General features: G+C 68.4%; 12 protein-coding genes and 1 pseudogene. 3 read left to right on the top strand and 10 right to left on the bottom strand.

The window, feature by feature from the left end; all coding sequences use genetic code 11:
- Nucleotides 1-401 precede the first annotated feature (401 nt).
- Nucleotides 402-1,583 carry a PucR family transcriptional regulator gene (locus ACGF8B_RS07650; protein ID WP_392735708.1) on the top strand — a complete coding sequence of 394 codons (1,182 nt, stop codon included), beginning with the start codon at nt 402-404 and terminating at the stop codon, nt 1,581-1,583.
- Nucleotides 1,584-1,626: 43 nt separating this feature from the next.
- Here ACGF8B_RS07650 and ACGF8B_RS07645 read toward each other — a convergent pair whose 3' ends face one another.
- Nucleotides 1,627-3,027, bottom strand: a complete 1,401-nt coding sequence (locus ACGF8B_RS07645; protein WP_392735706.1) for a carboxylesterase/lipase family protein — start codon at nt 3,025-3,027, stop codon at nt 1,627-1,629.
- A 117-nt stretch (nt 3,028-3,144) separates the two neighbouring features.
- Nucleotides 3,145-3,999 (bottom strand): alpha/beta hydrolase family protein, encoded by an 855-nt coding sequence (locus tag ACGF8B_RS07640; RefSeq protein WP_392735705.1) that lies wholly within the window; start codon nt 3,997-3,999, stop codon nt 3,145-3,147.
- 2,721 nt (nt 4,000-6,720) lie between these two features.
- On the opposite strand from ACGF8B_RS07640, the gene ACGF8B_RS07635 reads away from it, so the two are divergent.
- Nucleotides 6,721-7,737, top strand: coding sequence for a hypothetical protein (locus tag ACGF8B_RS07635; protein ID WP_392735703.1), 1,017 nt, complete (start codon nt 6,721-6,723; stop codon nt 7,735-7,737).
- A gap of 1,249 nt (nt 7,738-8,986) precedes the next feature.
- Entirely contained in the window at nt 8,987-9,994 is a 1,008-nt protein-coding gene (locus ACGF8B_RS07630) for a hypothetical protein (protein WP_392735701.1), read from the top strand.
- 505 nt (nt 9,995-10,499) lie between these two features.
- Here ACGF8B_RS07630 and ACGF8B_RS07625 read toward each other — a convergent pair.
- The 8 genes and pseudogenes from ACGF8B_RS07625 to ACGF8B_RS07590 all read right to left on the bottom strand — a co-directional run bounded on the left by ACGF8B_RS07625 (nt 10,500) and on the right by ACGF8B_RS07590 (nt 16,643).
- The gene (locus ACGF8B_RS07625; RefSeq protein WP_392735699.1) at nt 10,500-10,841 is read right to left on the bottom strand and encodes a hypothetical protein; all 342 of its coding nucleotides are present in this window, start codon (nt 10,839-10,841) and stop codon (nt 10,500-10,502) included.
- Between the two features lie 187 nt (nt 10,842-11,028).
- On the bottom strand, nt 11,029-11,463 hold the full coding sequence (locus ACGF8B_RS07620; protein ID WP_392735697.1) for a hypothetical protein: 435 nt from the start codon (nt 11,461-11,463) through the stop codon (nt 11,029-11,031).
- Nucleotides 11,464-11,657: 194 nt separating this feature from the next.
- Complete coding sequence (locus ACGF8B_RS07615; RefSeq protein WP_392736500.1) at nt 11,658-11,915, bottom strand: hypothetical protein; 258 nt, start codon at nt 11,913-11,915, stop codon at nt 11,658-11,660.
- 820 nt (nt 11,916-12,735) lie between these two features.
- Nucleotides 12,736-12,807, bottom strand: a pseudogene (locus ACGF8B_RS07610) (helix-turn-helix domain-containing protein); the annotation flags it as partial.
- 143 nt (nt 12,808-12,950) lie between these two features.
- Nucleotides 12,951-13,604, bottom strand: a complete 654-nt coding sequence (locus tag ACGF8B_RS07605; RefSeq protein WP_392735695.1) for an HAD-IA family hydrolase — start codon at nt 13,602-13,604, stop codon at nt 12,951-12,953.
- 323 nt (nt 13,605-13,927) lie between these two features.
- Nucleotides 13,928-14,125: a hypothetical protein gene (locus ACGF8B_RS07600; RefSeq protein ID WP_392735694.1), complete on the bottom strand. Its 198-nt coding sequence runs from the start codon at nt 14,123-14,125 to the stop codon at nt 13,928-13,930.
- A gap of 387 nt (nt 14,126-14,512) precedes the next feature.
- A complete protein-coding gene (locus ACGF8B_RS07595; protein WP_392735692.1) occupies nt 14,513-15,445 on the bottom strand; it encodes an alpha/beta hydrolase in 933 nt (310 codons plus the stop codon).
- Nucleotides 15,446-15,458: 13 nt separating this feature from the next.
- A complete protein-coding gene (locus ACGF8B_RS07590) occupies nt 15,459-16,643 on the bottom strand; it encodes a low temperature requirement protein A (protein ID WP_392735690.1) in 1,185 nt (394 codons plus the stop codon).
- Nucleotides 16,644-16,708 lie beyond the last annotated feature (65 nt).

Raw genomic sequence — 16,708 nt, 5'->3', positions numbered from 1 at the left:
GGCGGAATCGCAGGTCGGACCCCGGGACCGCATCGCGGTCGTGCCTGTTGCTGCAGCGAGTTCGCCAACGATGTCGTATTCGAGGGTGGTCACTTCACCGTCGATGTCTTTGACGACTACCTTGCCAAGGCTGTCGTGCTCGAACCGAAAGTCCGGCCGAGGCTGTTCGTCCTTGAGGTCATCCGGCCGGATCGTGCTCGTAGTGCCACTCCGGGCCCTGGGGACTGATGACACCCGTCATACGCAGGTTGGCATGCTACGGATGTGCCACATGACGTCGTCTCCTTCGTCGACGAGTCGGCGGCCGCGAGCGGTTCGGGAACACGCCCGACGCACTGCCCGCGCCGCCGGACCCGGGGCTCCGATTGACGGCACGGCCGGGGCGGTGTGACGATGCGCCGATGTCGGACCTGCACGCCCGGATGGCTGCCCGGGTCGGTGACCTCACGGCCGTCGTGGTCGCGCGCTGCGCGGCGGAGGCACCGTTCTACGGGGCGCTGCCCCGCGCCACCCTCCAGGGCGAGGTGGCGCGGTCCATCGCGGCTGTGCACGCGCTGTTGCTCAGGGCACTGCGCGACGGCGGCGGGGGTCCGATGGGGCCGGGCGATCTGACCCGGCTCATCGAGTGGTCGGCGCGCCGGGCCGAGGAGCGCGTCCCCCTGGAGGCGGTGATCGCCGCGTACCTGATCGGCGCCGAGGTGTGGTGGCAGACGCTGACCGAGGTCGCGGAGCCCGGTGAGCTGGCCGGGGCGGGCGGCAAGCTGCTCGCCTGCCTGCACACCGCGCTGCCCGCGGTCGTCCTTGCCCATCAGAACGCCCGGGAAGACCTCCACAGCGAGGACAAGCGCGTACGGCGGGCCCTGCTCGGCGCCCTGCTGGAAGGACGGCCGTACGAGGAGCTGGCGGGTGTGGCGCGGGTGGCCGTGGTGGGTGAGCACGAGGTGGTTGCCTTCGCGTTCGAGTCCGACCCGCCGAGCAGATTGGTGCAGTCCTCGCTCGACGCCTTCACCGGGATCCCCGTGCTGATGGACCACGTCGCTCGGATCGCCCTGTTGCCGGGCAGGCCCGACGTGCCGGGCCTGGTGGCCCGGCTGGAGAAGGACGTGGGGCAGCCCGTGCGCGCCGCCGCCGCCCGCTCCTCCGTACCGGCGGCCATCTCCTCGGCGGCGCAGGAGGCCGGCCGCGTGCTGGATCTCGTCCGGCGGCTGGGGCGCCCGCCCGGGTGCTACCGCCTCGACGACGTGCTGCTGGAGTACCAGCTCGCGCGCCCCGGGGACGGCCTGGTGCGGCTGGCGGCCAAACTCGACCCCTTGGCGGAGCATCCGTACCTGCTCGAAACGCTGCGCGTGTTCGTGGAGCGGGGGCTCAACCGCCGCCGGACGGCGTCGGAGCTGTGTGTCCACCGCAACACCCTGGACTACCGGTTGCAGCGAGTGAGCGCGCTGACGGGCCTCGACCTCGCGGTTCCCGCGCAGGCGCGGCTGATCCAGGCGGCGCTCGTCGCCAGGGACCTGGCCGGGCCCGCGGATCACCGCGGGGTCACCGGACCGCAGGGATCCGCAGGAGCAGCGGAAAGCAGCTGAGCCACGGCCGGCCGGCGTCGGCGAGCGCTCGGCCGGTCATCTGTCAGAGCCAGGCGCCGAGTTCCTCGTGCCGGGGTGCGAGTACCAGGTCGGCGCCGGGGTGGTCGAAGACCATGACGGGCCGCTCCGCGTTCCAGCCGGACCAGCCCGGCTGTCCGGTGGTGGCGAAGGCGACCCAGGCCCGGTGCATGGCGTCGGCCAGTGGCTGGGGCGCGCCGGGCCCGGTCAGGTCCTCGGCGGCGCGCAGGTTGTCGAAGACGAAGCCGAGTTCCAGCGCATGGCACGCGCCGAGTTCCATCACGGGCGATCGCCAGCGGAATTCGTAGACGAAGGTGCGGGCGGGCCGGGAGTCGGCGAGGCGGTTGAGCGGCCCCCGCAACAGCAGGTCGGTGGCCATCTCTCCCAGGATCTCACCGGGTTTGGCGTCCGGCCGGGTGGCTCGGTACAGGCGTGCCACGCGTTGCGGGACACGGATCTTCAGCAGTGCCAGCCGCAGGGTGAGCCGGCTGATCCGGTCCACGGTTCCGCCGGGTACGAACCACAGCCGGTACTCCTCCCGGTTGCAGCCCAGCAGCAGGTCGGCCTCGGGAAGGGGCGGGGCGGCGGGCACCACGTCGCCGTCGACCACGATGTGGAAGCCGGGACCGCCGCCGATGGGGTCGGACCGGTCGACGACGGCGGCCTGCGCGTCCAGCAGCAGGTCTCGGTCCACCGCCGCGAACGCCTCGGCGGTGGCCGGGATCCGCAGTCTCTTCGCCATCGACCGTACGGTCTTCGCGCCCTCGCGGCGCGACACCGTGTGCGGTGGGCCGCTCTGCAGGATCGCCCGGTGGAACAGCCCGGCCGCGCCGGGGCTGGTCATGAGGGCCGCGATGCTGATGGCGCCGGCGGACTCCCCGAACACGGTGACGTTCGCCGGATCTCCGCCGAAGGCGGAGATGTTGTCGCGGACCCAGATCAGGGCTGCGATCTGGTCGAGGAGGCCCCGGTTGACGGGGGCGTCGGGGAAGACCCCGAACCCCTCGACGCCGAGCCGGTAGTTGACGGAGACGAGGACCACCCCGTCGCGCGCGAAGGCGCCCCCGTCATAGAGCGGCAGGCTCGCCGAGCCGTTGCGCAGGGAACCCCCGTGGATCCAGACCATGACAGGCAGTCGGCCCTCGCCGACCGACGGGGTCCAGACGTTCAGGTTGAGGCAGTCGTCCCCGGGGATGCTCGGATCGGGTATCAGCCGGTCGAGGGGCGGGCGGTAGGGACGTTTGGGGGCGGTCGGCCCGTACTCCAGAGCGTCTCGTACCCCTTCCCAGGGCTCGACCGGGGCGGGAGCGCGGAAGCGGTGGGCGCCGAAGGGCGGGGCGGCGTAGGGGATGCCGCGGAAGGTGGCGATCCCGTTGTGGAAACGGCCTCGGACCTTGCCCTGCCCGGTGGTCGCGATGAGGTCCATGGCGGTCCTTCCATGTACGAACGGGGGCCGGCCGCCCCTGGTCGCGGGAGCGTCAGGGGCGGGCGGCGTGGATCGGGACAGCCGCCGGTCACGGCAGAAGGAATCTCCGGGAACGGGTCACTGGCTTGCGAGACCGTTGCGGCGGACGTCGGACCAGGTGCCGCTGTCGGTGCAGATCCCGCAGTCGGCCCCGAAGAACTGTGCCCTCGCCGTCTGGTCCCCCATCAGCTGTGCCTTGAACCAGGCAGTGGTGGGCGCGGCGAACGGGCCGGGGTCGCCCACGACCGTGAAGTGATCGGCGCCGCGCAGTTCCCCGTAGATGGCCGGGATGTGGTCGGCGTCGTTGTAGAAGGCCTTGACCAGGAAGGGGAAGACGATGCTGTCCTTCTGCCCGGCCAGGAGGAGCGCGGGTACGTGGACGTTGTCGATGTTGGCGAGCGGCCCGGGCTGGATGGGCAGGATGGCGTCGATGCGCGGGTCCGCGCCGACGACGATGGCGGCGGCGCCGCCCTGCGAGTGACCGGACGCGCCGATGTGCTCAAGGTCGACACGGTCGTGGAAGGGGCTGGCCGGGTCGGCGTTGCGACGGGTGAGCAGGTCGATCCCGGCGCGCATGGAGATGCCAAGGTTGGACTGCGGGGTGTTGGCGGCGGCGACGATGAAGCCCTGACTGGCCCAGTGGAGCAACAGTTCGCGGTAGACGACCGGGAAGGCGAAGGTGCCGTTTCCCCACACGATCACGGGGTGGCGGCGGTCGCTGGTCGCGATGTCACGCGGGTAGTACAGGGTGGTCACCACCCCGACCTCCACCGCGGTGGCGTAGGGTCCGGGAGCGCCGTAGTCGGTCGCGGCCGCCTCGCCACTGGAACCGGCGGGGGAACCGGTGGACGCCGCTGCCGTTCCCGCGCCGGCAGAAGCCGTCAGCAGGAGCAGGAGCGCGGTCAGGGGGACGAGCAGTTTTCTCCAGAGCACAGCGGACTCCCGATGTCGTCACGGTGAACTGGATGTTTCATCCGGCTCACACCTTGTCTGATCGCACATCCTGAAGCACTGTTCGAGACCCGTCTCTGCGCAATCGCGGCAAGCAGCGGGCTCGGAGTTTGTGCAACATGCCGAGAGGCCTGAGCGCGGTGAGGGTGCCATGCTCGGTTCCGCCGCTACGGCAGAGAGCCCGCCGCCCGGTCCCGAGAGGAGAACGCCGGGAACGGAGAGAGCCCCGCGCACCGTACGCCCCGCATGACCTGCACCGTCAATCAGATGACGCTCCATCAGAACGAGCGTCACATGAGCGCCACGAGCGTCGTTTCAGCGTCAAGATATCGCCCGTAACACCCACAGCGCACACGATGCACACCGATAAAACTGTAGGTCAGGCGTCTTCCCACACCGGTTCAAAGATCGCGACGCACTCCGCGTACGAGGTCATCGGAAGTATGTCAGCCAAGACGACAACGGGGTAAATACCAGGTCAGAGCCACTTTTCCCGCTCTGGCGGATGACAATCCAAGCTTGAGCGTCAAATGAGCGTCACGGGCACCGGATCGCAGCCGCCGCCTGCGGGTGACACGGGGAACGCATCGACCCAGCGCCCAATCATCGTCCGGGCCATCCAGATTGCCACCCTCGTCGCCGAGAGGTCGGCACCATTCCAGACAGGCCTGGCGCTGGTGACCGCATCGTCGTCCGCACCAGTGAGCAGCTGGTGCCCGGCGAGCAGGGCGAAGACCCGGCCGCGGTGACGGTGTCGACGCTCCCAACCACGGTGGCGGACTCCGCATCAACCTGCGCGGCATCTGCCCGGGCACGAAGCACGAGCTACACCACATGCGCGCCCAGGGCAACGGCGCCATCGTCAACCGCCTTTTCCTCGGCGGTCTCATCGGGCTCCGCGGCAGTGCCTCCCTGCCACTCCTTCGAGCACGGTGTGACCGTCCTGACCACCAGCGCCGCCCTCTGGTACGCCCCGCGCGGCATCCGTACCGGCGCCGTCTGCCCCGACACCATCGACACGGCACGACGGGTCGGAGCCTGCCGGGAGTGGCTCTGCGCGAAAGGCGCGGGCGGGCTCTCCAGGTACCGGCAGTGCCACGTGCGGCAGGCGTGGGTCGGTCCCGCAAGGGCTGCGGAACTGACCTGCCTGCCGTGCTCCGAGACACCCAAATCGCCTCATGATCGCCCCAGTGGCCACAGACATGTGGCTGGCCCAGAGCCTCGGAGCAAGCGTCGTCCGAGCGTCAAGAATCTCCGAACGAGGCCCTGAAATAGTCGCCGCTGTGGTTGCTTCCGCCATGAAATCGCAGGTCCAGCCGCCTCCAGAGGTCAGTCTGTCCGCTCGAACCGCTACACGGAGGGAAACAGGTCGAGCGAACCACCCAGGCCTCAAAACCACAGGTCAGACACCCTTCGCGGCCGGCTCCAGAATCGCCACGCACTCCACATGATGCGTCATCGGAAGCGTGTACGGCTCCATGCTGCCAAAGAAGTCGCAGGTCAAACCACGCTTCTGGCTTCTCCGCAGTGAAATTCCGGGGATGGAGCGTCAAATGAGCGTCACGCGAGTCTGCCGCACCGCCCAGAGAGTGAGACCCGGGCACCGAAGCCGACACGAGATCGCGTTTCGCGATCTTCAGGGCTGGCGTCCGAGGACGCAACGAGATCGAGGCCTTCGGCGGGATCGCCAACGCCTTTGCGAGCCAACGCAGTACACCGACATGCTCCGTGCCCCCGCTCCAGCCGGCGCACATTGAACTGGCGACAGCACAATTCGGTGGCGCCCTCCAGCTTCGTCGGACATAAGCCGTCAGGCGTGGTCGAGCAACCGGCACCCCAGGGCGGCGCCGGGACCTTGGATGCCACGGACATCACCAATCGGCGGACGGGCGCCGTTTTTTACGGGGGTCTCGTCGGGCTTCTGGCATCTGGCAAGCAGGCCGAACCGGCCCCCTGGGGACGGCCTGGTCCTCTCGACCGACAGGTCGACGTGACTCGATCCGGGACCACGTGCCCAGCGGGTGCAGTGGTAGATCCAGCAGCCTTGTGGGCCCCGCTGGCACCGGACGGGTTCGGCCAGTGGCACGGCGCACCAGCCACGGGGTTCCGCTGAAGAGATTGCCCGCGTAGCCCCTGGTCCGGTCGACAACCTGGTACAACAGCTCTGGCAGAGCCGCGAAGCAGCGCACCAGAGTGCGCTACGACCTCCGCCGTCGCCGCGTCGCCCTGCGGTTCTGGCACGTGGTCCGCTTCTGGTGCCCCTCCTGGTCGATGAACAGGTCGGTTGATCGGCGGACCCGCTCCCCGCCTTCGGTGTCGAAGTCGAACGTGGGCCGACGGAAGCCGCCATGGAATCGGATCCAGCGGCGGTGGCGTGACGGGCTCCTCGAGCAGTCCAGGACGACACACTCGCGTTATTCCTTCGGTACGTGGACGTCGCCTGCCGCTGCTATGCGTGTCATCACCGACTGACAGTGCACCATCCGTCACTATTGCGACAACGTCTCGCATGCTCGATGAACTAGGCATTTGCGGGCGATGAAGCTGCCCGATGTGATAAATCGCCGCCGCGTCACTGCCCGCGCTTCAGGTCACCGCGCCAAGTGACGCCAATTCGGAGAACGGTCACCCAATCGCTCGTAGAAGTCCGCACGGTGAACCACTCCCGCTTGCCCCGCATTCAGCACGTAACCGGAGTTAACCGTGATCGAAGACGCCGCGCCTGCTACCGTAACGCTGCCTGATCTCGTACGCGAGGTCGTCACCGTTGCTGCGGCAGCCGAAATCCTTGAGAAGACCCGCTTGCACGGTTGCAACCCGCGCAAGCTGGATTCTTCTCACGCCCGGCGGCTCGCTCGTGACATGTGCAACGGTAGCTGGGACGACTACAACCCCGACGTCCTGTCTCTGTGCGGCCATGGAGCCGCAATCCAGGGACAGCACCGCCTCGAAGCGGTAATCATCAGCAAGACGCCCCGCAGCTTCCTTGTCGCCCGGGACGTGCCACATGGTGCGGCAACGACGATGGACTGCGGCAAGGCTCGATCGGCTGCGACCGCGCTGTCACTGGTGGGCGTCGACGGGCATCGCAAGGACATCTCTTCGACCATTCGTCTGCTGCAGAACTACGACGTCGAACGCAAGAAGGTTGCCTGGCCCGCATGGCGGTCGGTCGTCTACACCAATGCCGAGATCGTACGGTTCTTCCAGTCCAAGTATTCCGACCTGCCGGACTTCCTGCCGCTGATGACCGCTCTGAAGAGCGGCGTGTACTCCGCCCCCGCAGCGTCACTGGCATGCGCGTATCTGGTCCACCGGGACGGCGGGAGCACCTCGCACGCGGACGACTTCTTCCAGGGCCTGATCTCCGGAGCCCACCTGGACACAGCCGACCCCAGGTGGATCACTCGCCGGTACTTCCACAGCCCGGCCCGGCCACGACGCGGCAACATCACCAGCGCCCTCCACCTGGGACTGCTCCTGAAGACGTGGAACCTCTGGGTCACCGGTCAGACCTGGGAGATCGCCAACTTTCGCGCGACACAGCGCATGCCCGACATCATCAACGCGCCATGTCCTGCACAAGCGCAGCAAGCCTCCAGGAATCCGAGCAAGGACGGACCCGTCATTCCACGCCGCCGAGCTGCAGACCGAGCCGCCGTTCCTGGACAGACGATGGGCGTGATGCACCTGCCCATGGAAGAGGGCTTCCCCGTATGAGAGGCGCATCCCGGACACGGCGATGGCGTTTGGCCGCTCGCCTTGCACGAACTGTTCAAGAAGCACTGCTGGACACCAAGGCTTTGGCAAGCGGACACGCAACGCCATGCCCCGCCGACCTTCGGACGTGGTTACCGGCTCGGACATCGACGTGGGCGTGCGTCAGGAGCCTTCAGCTCTGCCCCCGACCGAGGGCCGGTCGGCATGCCTGGTCGCCTGCTGCGGCGAGGCCACCGCGGAGTGTCGCTACGACCAGTAGCCGGAATGGACTGCTGTCACGGCGTTACCGGTGCAGCGAGCCGCGAGCGGCGCGGCAAGGAGTGATTTCGCGGTGATGCCTCTCCATGCCGAGGACCGCGGGGCGTCGGTGGAGCCCGACGTTCATCGAGCCGGGCAAGAACACGCTCGCGCAAGCAGAACGCCTTTTGACAGGGCTGCCGGCAAGCCGCGGTCGACCATCCCTGACGTAGCGCCTAACCATCGAGCGAATAATCGCACCCGCCGCACCTCGTTGCGCCACCCGGTTTCACGTGGTCACGCCACGACATCGATTCGCGCGACAGAAATTGATCCTCGGTGGTGTGACTGATCATATGAAGGTGGGAGCCCTTCGATAGAGGGCTCCCACCACCTTCCGTGTATCCGCTGAAAGGAAAAACACGGTCATGAGTCACTCTTCCAGAGCCGGAGCCACTTCACGCTGGCGCAGGGCCCCGGGTGATGCTGTCCATCAATCGGACGTAATTTCACCGCTCTGCAATGTCCCTTCGCACCTGCAGCCTCCCGAGAGCGCCCCCCTCAGAGCGGCCCGGCACAATTCATTGTTCAAACAGCGCACCCTCCTCGTGTTGTGCGCCGCGGTCACCCTTGCCAACAGCGTCGGCTACATCGCGGCGTCCGCAGGCGGCGGTCCACGGGCCGGGCTGGCCGCAGGAGTCTGCGCGTTCGCTGGAACCATCGGGTTCTTCCATGAACATACGGACTGACACCACCGGTCACTGAGTACCTGTCCCTGCCGAGCTGACGGTGCACCGCCCGCCTCTCCGTCAACCGTGCCCCATTCTCGAACCAGGAAAGGAAGCCGAGCCGTCGGCAGAGGCGGGCATTACTCACCGCGCTGGGCTCACTTCCCACAAAGCAAGGTCACCCGCTCCGGCGATGTGAGCCCGCTCCTGACTGCGCAGACACGAACCGTCGCTACGGAAAACGCCACCCAATCGCCCCTGTCTCGGATCCATCGGAGTCTGACATGAACGACGAGAGCATGTCTTCCTCTGCACCGCTCCCCTTGCCGGTGCGTGAGATCGTCACCCCTGCTGCGGCAGCCGAAATCCTTGAGAAGACCCGCTTGCACGGTTGCAACCCGCGCAAGCTGGATTCTTCTCACGCCCGGCGGCTCGCTCGTGACATGTGCAACGGTAGCTGGGACGACTACAACCCCGACGTCCTGTCTCTGTGCGGCCATGGAGCCGCAATCCAGGGACAGCACCGCCTCGAAGCGGTAATCATCAGCAAGACGCCCCGCAGCTTCCTTGTCGCCCGGGACCTGCCACACCAGACAGCCACCACTATGGACTGCGGCAAGGCGCGCTCCGCCGCCACCGCGCTGTCACTGGTGGGCGTTGAGCGGCATCGCAAGGACATCTCTTCGACCGTCCGGCTGCTGCGACTCTACGACGCCGAACGCAAGAAGGTTGCGTGGCCCGCATGGCGGTCGGTCGTCTACACCAATGCCGAGATCGTAAGATTCTTCCAGTCGGAGTACCTCGACCTGCCGGACTTCCTGCCACAGATGACCGCCCTGAAGAGCGGCGTGTACTCCGCCCCCGCAGCGTCACTGGCATGCGCGTACCTGGTCCACCGGGACGGCGGGAGTACCTCGCACGCGGACGACTTCTTCCAGGGCCTGATCTCCGGAGCCCACCTGGACACAGCCGACCCCAGATGGGTTGTCCGCCGATACTTTCAGAATCCGGCCCGGCCACGACGCGGCAACACCGTCAGCTCACTTCAGCTGGGACTGCTGCTCAAGACCTGGAATCTATGGATCTCTGACGGGGTCTGGGAGATGGCGTACTTCCGCCCCAACGAGCGTATGCCCGAAGTCGTCCGCGCTGGCTCGGCACGCAGATTCACCGAGGTGCAGCACGAATCAGCCGACCCGGACAGTAACAAGATGCCCTTGTCACCACGTCGCACTGCACGCCAGGCCCGTGTGCCCGACCAGAACTCCAACACGGCTCAGGTAGGCTCCTGAATCATCCGTACCGGGCCGCCTCGGGACCGAGTTGGGGCAGCGTCAGGGCCACGAGGCGGCAGTCGCCACCAGCAATCGGGCGACTTCCCGCCGCGACCATCGGCCGTTCGGACATCCCGGAGGCCCCGCCAGGCCGCCACTGACGACGACCTCTGAACTCAGGGCAGCCGGCATACCGCCGTCGCCGGCCTTCAGAAACGGTTGAAGGTCAGCCGATTTCGATTCCCGCGCAGGGGGCGTGCCCGGAGGATCCTGGTCGCCGTGGTCGCCCGCCTACACGCCCTCCAGGCACGCCTGAAGCCCACCACCTCTGGGAGCTGGCGACTGACTGGCTCTTGATCGGACTGGCGTCGGCGTCGTGGCGGCAGCCTTAGTGGTCACGCTCCGACTCTGGAGGCACGCCTGGGAAACCGGCTGCCATCAGGGCGACGAGAACAGTGCGGGTACGCGCGGCCGCGGAGCCCTGGCGCGGTGCGGGTGATCCTTGTGCGCCCGGGCGCCCAGCTCACGTATCGTCGCCAAGGTGACCAACGCGCGTGTGGCGAGCAGGCACCGTATCTCCTCCGATGATCTTGCCGAGCTGATCAAGGAGTTCGACCTCGGCGACGTCGTCGCCTGGCGCCATCTGACCGACGGCCTGATGAACGTGAACTGGCGGATCGACACTCTGGCGGGGAACTTCGCTCTCAAGCGGGTCACGGATGTGCCGCTCGACAGGTTGCGCCGCAATCTTGATGTACTGCCCGCCCTTGCTGAGGCCGGCAACGAGGACATCGCCTTTCGGGCGTGGTGCACGGGCGGGGTGGAGGAATGGACAGCAAGCGCGGCGGCTCAACAGGTGTCCCAAGTACCGGACGGAGCAAGGACTTCGAGGCTGTCGGGGTCGTCGGTCTCCCAGTGGGGGCCGCCCCCGGTCGGCGGTCGCAGTACCCACACGGTGCCGTCGGCTCGGACGTCAGTGACGATCGCCCGCTGCCCGCTGCCGTCCCTGACGAGGTCGCCGACCACGCGCGCTTGGCGCTCACGACGGGCTCTCATCGTGCGTGTCGCTCTGCGCGAACCATCTGGAGGCCGCATCCGCAAGGTCGCGACGGCGCCGGGCCTGGCCGGGGGTACGACGGGCCGGGGTGCCGTTCGACGCGTCCGCGAGGAACCCTCCCCCGGTCGCGGAGGAGAACACCGAGAGCCGCGAACTGGACAGCGCCGGAGGCAACATGTGCCGTGCTGCTGACGACAACGCCCCGGATCATCCCGGCGGACAGGGCGACCGTGACGGCCTGCCAGCCCGGGCGCTCCCTCAGCGGCTGCGCCGGGTCGGGGTCGGACCAGACGCCGGCGACGTGCCAGTGGCGGGCGTCGGCGTAGTAGCGGCCACGCTCCTCGCTCTCGTCGAGGGTGGTGGAGGTCGTGGCGCAGGAGTAGACGGCAACGGGTACGTGCCCGAGGCCGCCGGGCGGGTTGTTCGGCATGCCTCAAGCCTGCTGCCCTGCGATGCTCGGGCCCAGGCACGGCCCGTCGCAGCGGAGGGATTCCGTACCCGGCTCGACTGTCACGTCCCGTGGCAGCGGAGACGGACTCCTCCGAGGGGGTACCACGGCCCGTGGCAGTCGCGCTGATGACGTCCGCGGAGCTACTACGGGCCCGTGGTACTTCGACCCGTGCGTCAGCGCACCCCGAGCGGTACGCCGGCGGAGTTGGCCAGCCCTCGCAGTCGGTTGACGGACACGCCGGCAAGCCTGCTGATGATGACGCCGGGAAGCATCTGGTGGCGCACCCAGCCAGGAGCCATCTCGCACACGGCTTGGAGGGTGTCGGCAGCGGCCTCCCACCGTCGGCATTCCACCTGGGTGAGGGCGACGTCCAAGCCGTAACGGGCTCGGGTGGCCAGGGGCACGCTGGCGTCCAGGCGGACGGTATCCATGAGGCGCAGAGCCCCGCCCGTGTCGCCCGAGCGCCACCGCGATGCTCATCGCCTGTGTGGCGGCGTACATCGGCCCGTACGGCTGGGCGTGAGAACCGCGGGCATGTTCGTCCCCGATGCGGGCGGCGACGGCGTGCGCCTGGGAGAGGTACTCGCGGGCGTTGTCCGCGCTCGCCCCGCCCCGGGAGGCGGCGACGGCGGCATTCGTGACGAGCTGGCCGTAGACGCTGAGCCGGTCCGAGCCGTGCTCGCTCATCTTGGGCTCGATCCTGTCGGCCTGGGCCGCTGCGAGGAGGAATCCCTGCTTGGTGCGCCCATCACGGAGATTGACCCACGCGGTCGTGGCGGCGAGATGGGCGTCACGAAGGTCGTCCCCGGTCCGCACGGCGACCTGGCGGCCATACGTGAGGGCCGCGTACGCCAGATCTCGCGAGCCGAGCATGTTCGCGGCCATGCCGGCGGTCTGAAAGGTGTCGATCAGCACTCCCCCGGCGGCCTCCTTCTCCTCGAGGCCAGCGGCGTCGAAGCGGGCCCGCGCCTCGGGGAGAAGCTGCCCGAGGAGCGTTCCCAGCTCGGCGTACCGACCGCCCCAGTAAGCGGCGTCCGCGCGGCGCAGGACAGCACGGAGCTCTTCGACACTTCCCAGCTCGACTTCGGAGGGAATGCCGATCGCGGCGTCATGGGTGGCGGCGGAGACCATGCGCAGCGCGGCCCGCTCGTCCCGGTCCATGGAACGGCGAGGCGCCTGTTGCCCGAGCAGCACGGCGATGTCGGTACCGAGCGAGTGGGCGATCGAGAGCAGGGACGGCAGCGATGCCGTCCCTCCGCGTTCGAGCTTCCGAACCACCCCGACAGACACCCCGGCGGCCTCCGCCAACCGCTCCTGCGTCATCCCGCCCCGCAGCGCCTTCAAACACTCCGAGGTGGTGTACTCCGACCACTCCATGGTCCAGAACCTCCGCGTGGTGAGCCCCACACGGACAGTACTGGCCGGAGAGGGAACACGGACGCCCTTTCCTGGCAAGGAGGTTGACCTCAGGCGGCGTGAACCGCTGTGACCCCGAGCAGTGCTTCAAGCTCGGCCACGGCCGCGTCCTCGTCCGTGACATGGACAGTGGAGATCCCCAGCGCGGCGGCCGGCGGAAGGTTCACCGCGTGATCGTCCACGAAGACGCACCGCTCGGCGGGCAACCCGATGCGCTCCAGTACGAGCCGGTAGATCGCCGGATCCGGCTTCGCCAGCCCCTCCAGCTCGGACACGACGTGAACGTCGAAGAGGTCCCAGATGCCCACGTGCTCGTACGGGTTGAACGGATTGAGGCCGAAGCTGTTGGACAGCAGGCCAAGCCGGTGACCGGCGGCACGCGCGGCACGCGCGAGCGCGACCATCCTGCGGGCCACAGGCACCCCGGCCCAGGCCCGGCCCATCAGGTTCACCGGATCCACATGCGCACCCAACAGCGCGGCCGTGCCCTCGTTCCACTCGGCCTGCCCGATCTCCCCGATCTCCAGAGCCGCGTACAGACGCCGGCCTTCAGGGTGATCGTTGAGAGTGCTGCGCCACGCACCCGGAGCCAGCCCTTCTGACACGCACCAGGCGCGGTGGACGTCGATCGGGCTGGCAGTAAGCACCCCGGCAAAGTCGAGGATCAGGCCGCGCCTGTCGGCGATATCAGTCCTGTGCGGCATCCGGTGATCGTTCCTTCCCTGATGGCTTCTCTCAGCGACGCTACCGCGCACTGACCGTGCGGACGGGCGAAGCCTCTCTCACCGATTCGCGCGAGCACCTGGCGTGCTGCCCTGACGGAACGCCTGTGCTCGGAAATGCCCGATGGCAGCCACGGGCCGTTCATCCGCGTCCTCGCGTCCCGCCCCAGCGGCCCCCGGCACGCCGTTGCCCGGCACACCCCGGTCGACTCACGGCGGATTCAATCGGTCGTTGTGCAGGATGCACCCGTCGATGTGCCCGCGCCGGGCCACGGCGTTGTCCAGGGCGACCACGGCCGGCTCTTTCACGAGCGGGTAGATCCTTTTCCCGGCAGATGAGCCTGCGACAAGTAGGTCGCGGACCGGCGCAGGACCCCGTTCTCCTGCTCCAGCAGCTTGATCCGCCGACGTGCTTCCCGCAGTTCCACGCTCTCCTGGCTGGTCATGCCGGGCTTGGTCCCGTCGTCGGTGTCCGCCCGACGCATCCATTTCCACAAGGTCATCGGATGGACCCCGAAGTCGGTGACCGCGTGCTGCTGCCCGAAAACTGGTTGAGCAAGCTCAAGGATGGCCCGGGCCCCACAGTGGGTACGGCCACCAAGCTCGGTACTACCACCGCGGTTCCCTGTCCGACTTCGTGGGGCGAGCACCGGCAGCCGACAGGGACGGCTGACGGAACCTCCTGCCACGACGTGCCAGTAGGGGCGGTCAACCACAGGCACGGGAAGATGGCCGAGAGCCCCGACTTTGATGCCCTTTCCACAGATCAGAGGCCATCCGAACCCTCAACCGCTGGGTGATTCCAAGCTCATTGCGCGGGTTGGCTTCCGCTCTCCCACGAAGCCCCAGGCCAGCGACCTGGGGCTTCATCGTTGTCCGGGCCACGCCGGTCAGAGGTGCTTCTTGTAGAACGGGATCAGGTGGTCGAGGGCGATCTTGACCGGTTCGGGCCGGTCGTAGAGGTCGTAGTGGGAGAAGCCCTCGGCGACGACGAGTTCCTTGTCCTTCGAGGCGGCGCGGCGGTAGATCTCCAGGCCGTCGCGGTAGGCGCCGAATGCTCCGGGCTTGTCGCCGACGATGACGCACAGGGGGCGGGTGAGGAGGACTTCGGCGCGGTGGAAGGCGTCCCAGCCGATCGAGGTGGCCTGGCGGGCGAAGAGTGCTTCGGTGCGGCCGCCGGGCTTCTGGCCGCGTTCGGTGCGGTAGTAGTCGGTGGCCTCGACCACGTCGATCTCGATGATGCCCTGCTCCTTGGCCGTGGCGGGGTCAGCCGGCAGGAGCTGGTCGATGCGGGGTTCCGCGCCGCGGGCCTCGGCGGTGCGCTGCTCGGCGATGGCGTCGAGGGTGGCGAGGGGGTCGTAGCCGCTGAACGCCTCGTGCATGAGGCGTCCGAAGTTGACTCCGGTGACGCTGCCGACGGCCTTGATGCGGCGGTCGGTCATGGAGGCGTTGATCGCGTAGGCACCGCCGCCGCACACGCCGATGACCCCGATGCGGTCGGCGTCGACGTACGGCAGCATCACGAGGTGGTCGATGACGTGGCTGATGTCCGACACACGGAAGTACGGGTCCTCGATCGAGCGGGGCGTCCCGCCGCTGGCGCCCTGGAAGCTGGCGTCGTAGGCGACGACGACGTAGCCCTCCTTCGCGAGTGCCTTTCCGTAGATGTTGCCGGACGTCTGCTCCTTGCAGGAGCCGATGGGGTGGACGCTGACGATCGCGGGGTAGGTCCGGTTCTCGTCGAAGTCCGGCGGGAGATGGATGTCGGCGGCCAGGTCCCAGGCGAGGGCCTTGACGGTGGTGCTCCTGATGTTCTCGGGCATGGGTACTGCGTCCTTACGAGGGAAGGCGGTCGTCCGCTTCGGTGGCGGCTTTCGGTGGGCCGGCCAGCCGTCGGTGCGCCCGGGTGAGGACGGCGGCGGTGGCGATGAGGATGAGGTCGAGGAGGGCCAGGGAGGCCAGCGGAGGGAGCCGGACGGCGGCCACGCCGGTGGCGGCGAGGACGGCGGCGGCGAGGAGGCGTTCCTTCCAGGCGCCGCCGGCCGTGGTGCCGAAGAACCAGGCGGTGGTGGCGAGGTAGAGGGCGGGGCCGCCGAAGAGGAGGAGGGCGAGGGTGGCTGAGCCGTGGCCGGTGGGGTGGGCGATGGTGAGTTCGCTGCCGACGGCGAGGGCGACCAGGGCCGCCAGGACGAGGTAGGCGCTGTTGGTGCCGAGGCGGACCGCGCGGACCGGGTCGGGGCTGTGGGTCACGGAGTCGGTGATGACGTCCTCACCACCGCCGAAGTAGGCGCCCCACAGGCAGGCCAGGGCGATGAAGACGCCGGCGGTCGCGAGGATGCTGGGGGCGTCGACGGGGGCGTCGGCCATGGCGCGGCCGGCGGTGAGGACGGTCTCGCCGAGCAGGATGATGAAGAACAGCCTCAGCCGTTCGAGCATGTGGTCGGCGTCGAAGGCGAGTTCTCGGCTGCTGAGGGTCCGGCCGGGCAGCGGGTGGGCCAGCCAGGTGCCGGTGAGGTCGATCAGGGCGGCCGCCGCCCACCACCACAGCCGCGGCCCGGAACCGACGGCGGCACCGACGATCCACAGCGGGGCGGAGGCCGCCATCCAGACCAGGGTGCGGCGGAAGTGCTCGCGCAGCAGGGCGGTGCGGCCGGCCAGCGCCGTCACCGCGCCCGCGAGGAACAGGATCGCGAGGAGCGGGATCACGAACGCCCAGGCCCGGTCGTCGAAGGCGCCGGGGATCGCCGCGTTCATGAAAAGCCCGAGGCCCATGACGATGACGATCATCCAGCGGGTGACATCGCGGTGGACGTCGAGGAGTGTGGCCTCGTAGCTGGTGTAGGTCCAGGTGCCGAAGACGGCCACGAGCAGGACGCCCGTCTCGGCGGCGCCGCGCCAGGTGAGGTGTTCGAGGAGGTGGTGGGAGAGCTGGGAGACCGCGAAGACGAATACGAGGTCGTAGAAGAGTTCCAGCGGGGACACTTCCCGCCGCAGTCTCATCGACTCGGGCACGGTGCTCATGTGCGGGGTTCCTCCGTGGGGGACGGTGACGGCCGGGGCATGGGTGCCCGGCCGTCACCGTCGTG

This window comes from Streptomyces sp. NPDC047917 (assembly GCF_043204345.1).
Taxonomy (GTDB): Bacteria; Actinomycetota; Actinomycetes; order Streptomycetales; family Streptomycetaceae; genus Streptomyces; species Streptomyces sanglieri.
This window is presented reverse-complemented; position numbering and strand designations above follow the sequence as displayed.

What these genes read in the sequence shown, in the direction of transcription:
- ACGF8B_RS07590 (WP_392735690.1), bottom strand. Translation starts at nt 16,643, where the DNA reads ATGAGCACCGTGCCCGAGTCGATGAGACTGCGGCGGGAAGTGTCCCCG.
- ACGF8B_RS07595 (WP_392735692.1), bottom strand. Translation starts at nt 15,445, where the DNA reads ATGCCCGAGAACATCAGGAGCACCACCGTCAAGGCCCTCGCCTGGGAC.
- ACGF8B_RS07645 (WP_392735706.1), bottom strand. Translation starts at nt 3,027, where the DNA reads ATGGACCTCATCGCGACCACCGGGCAGGGCAAGGTCCGAGGCCGTTTC.
- ACGF8B_RS07650 (WP_392735708.1), top strand. Translation starts at nt 402, where the DNA reads ATGTCGGACCTGCACGCCCGGATGGCTGCCCGGGTCGGTGACCTCACG.
- ACGF8B_RS07600 (WP_392735694.1), bottom strand. Translation starts at nt 14,125, where the DNA reads ATGACCTTGTGGAAATGGATGCGTCGGGCGGACACCGACGACGGGACC.
- ACGF8B_RS07615 (WP_392736500.1), bottom strand. Translation starts at nt 11,915, where the DNA reads ATGGATACCGTCCGCCTGGACGCCAGCGTGCCCCTGGCCACCCGAGCC.
- ACGF8B_RS07620 (WP_392735697.1), bottom strand. Translation starts at nt 11,463, where the DNA reads ATGCCGAACAACCCGCCCGGCGGCCTCGGGCACGTACCCGTTGCCGTC.
- ACGF8B_RS07630 (WP_392735701.1), top strand. Translation starts at nt 8,987, where the DNA reads ATGAACGACGAGAGCATGTCTTCCTCTGCACCGCTCCCCTTGCCGGTG.
- ACGF8B_RS07605 (WP_392735695.1), bottom strand. Translation starts at nt 13,604, where the DNA reads ATGCCGCACAGGACTGATATCGCCGACAGGCGCGGCCTGATCCTCGAC.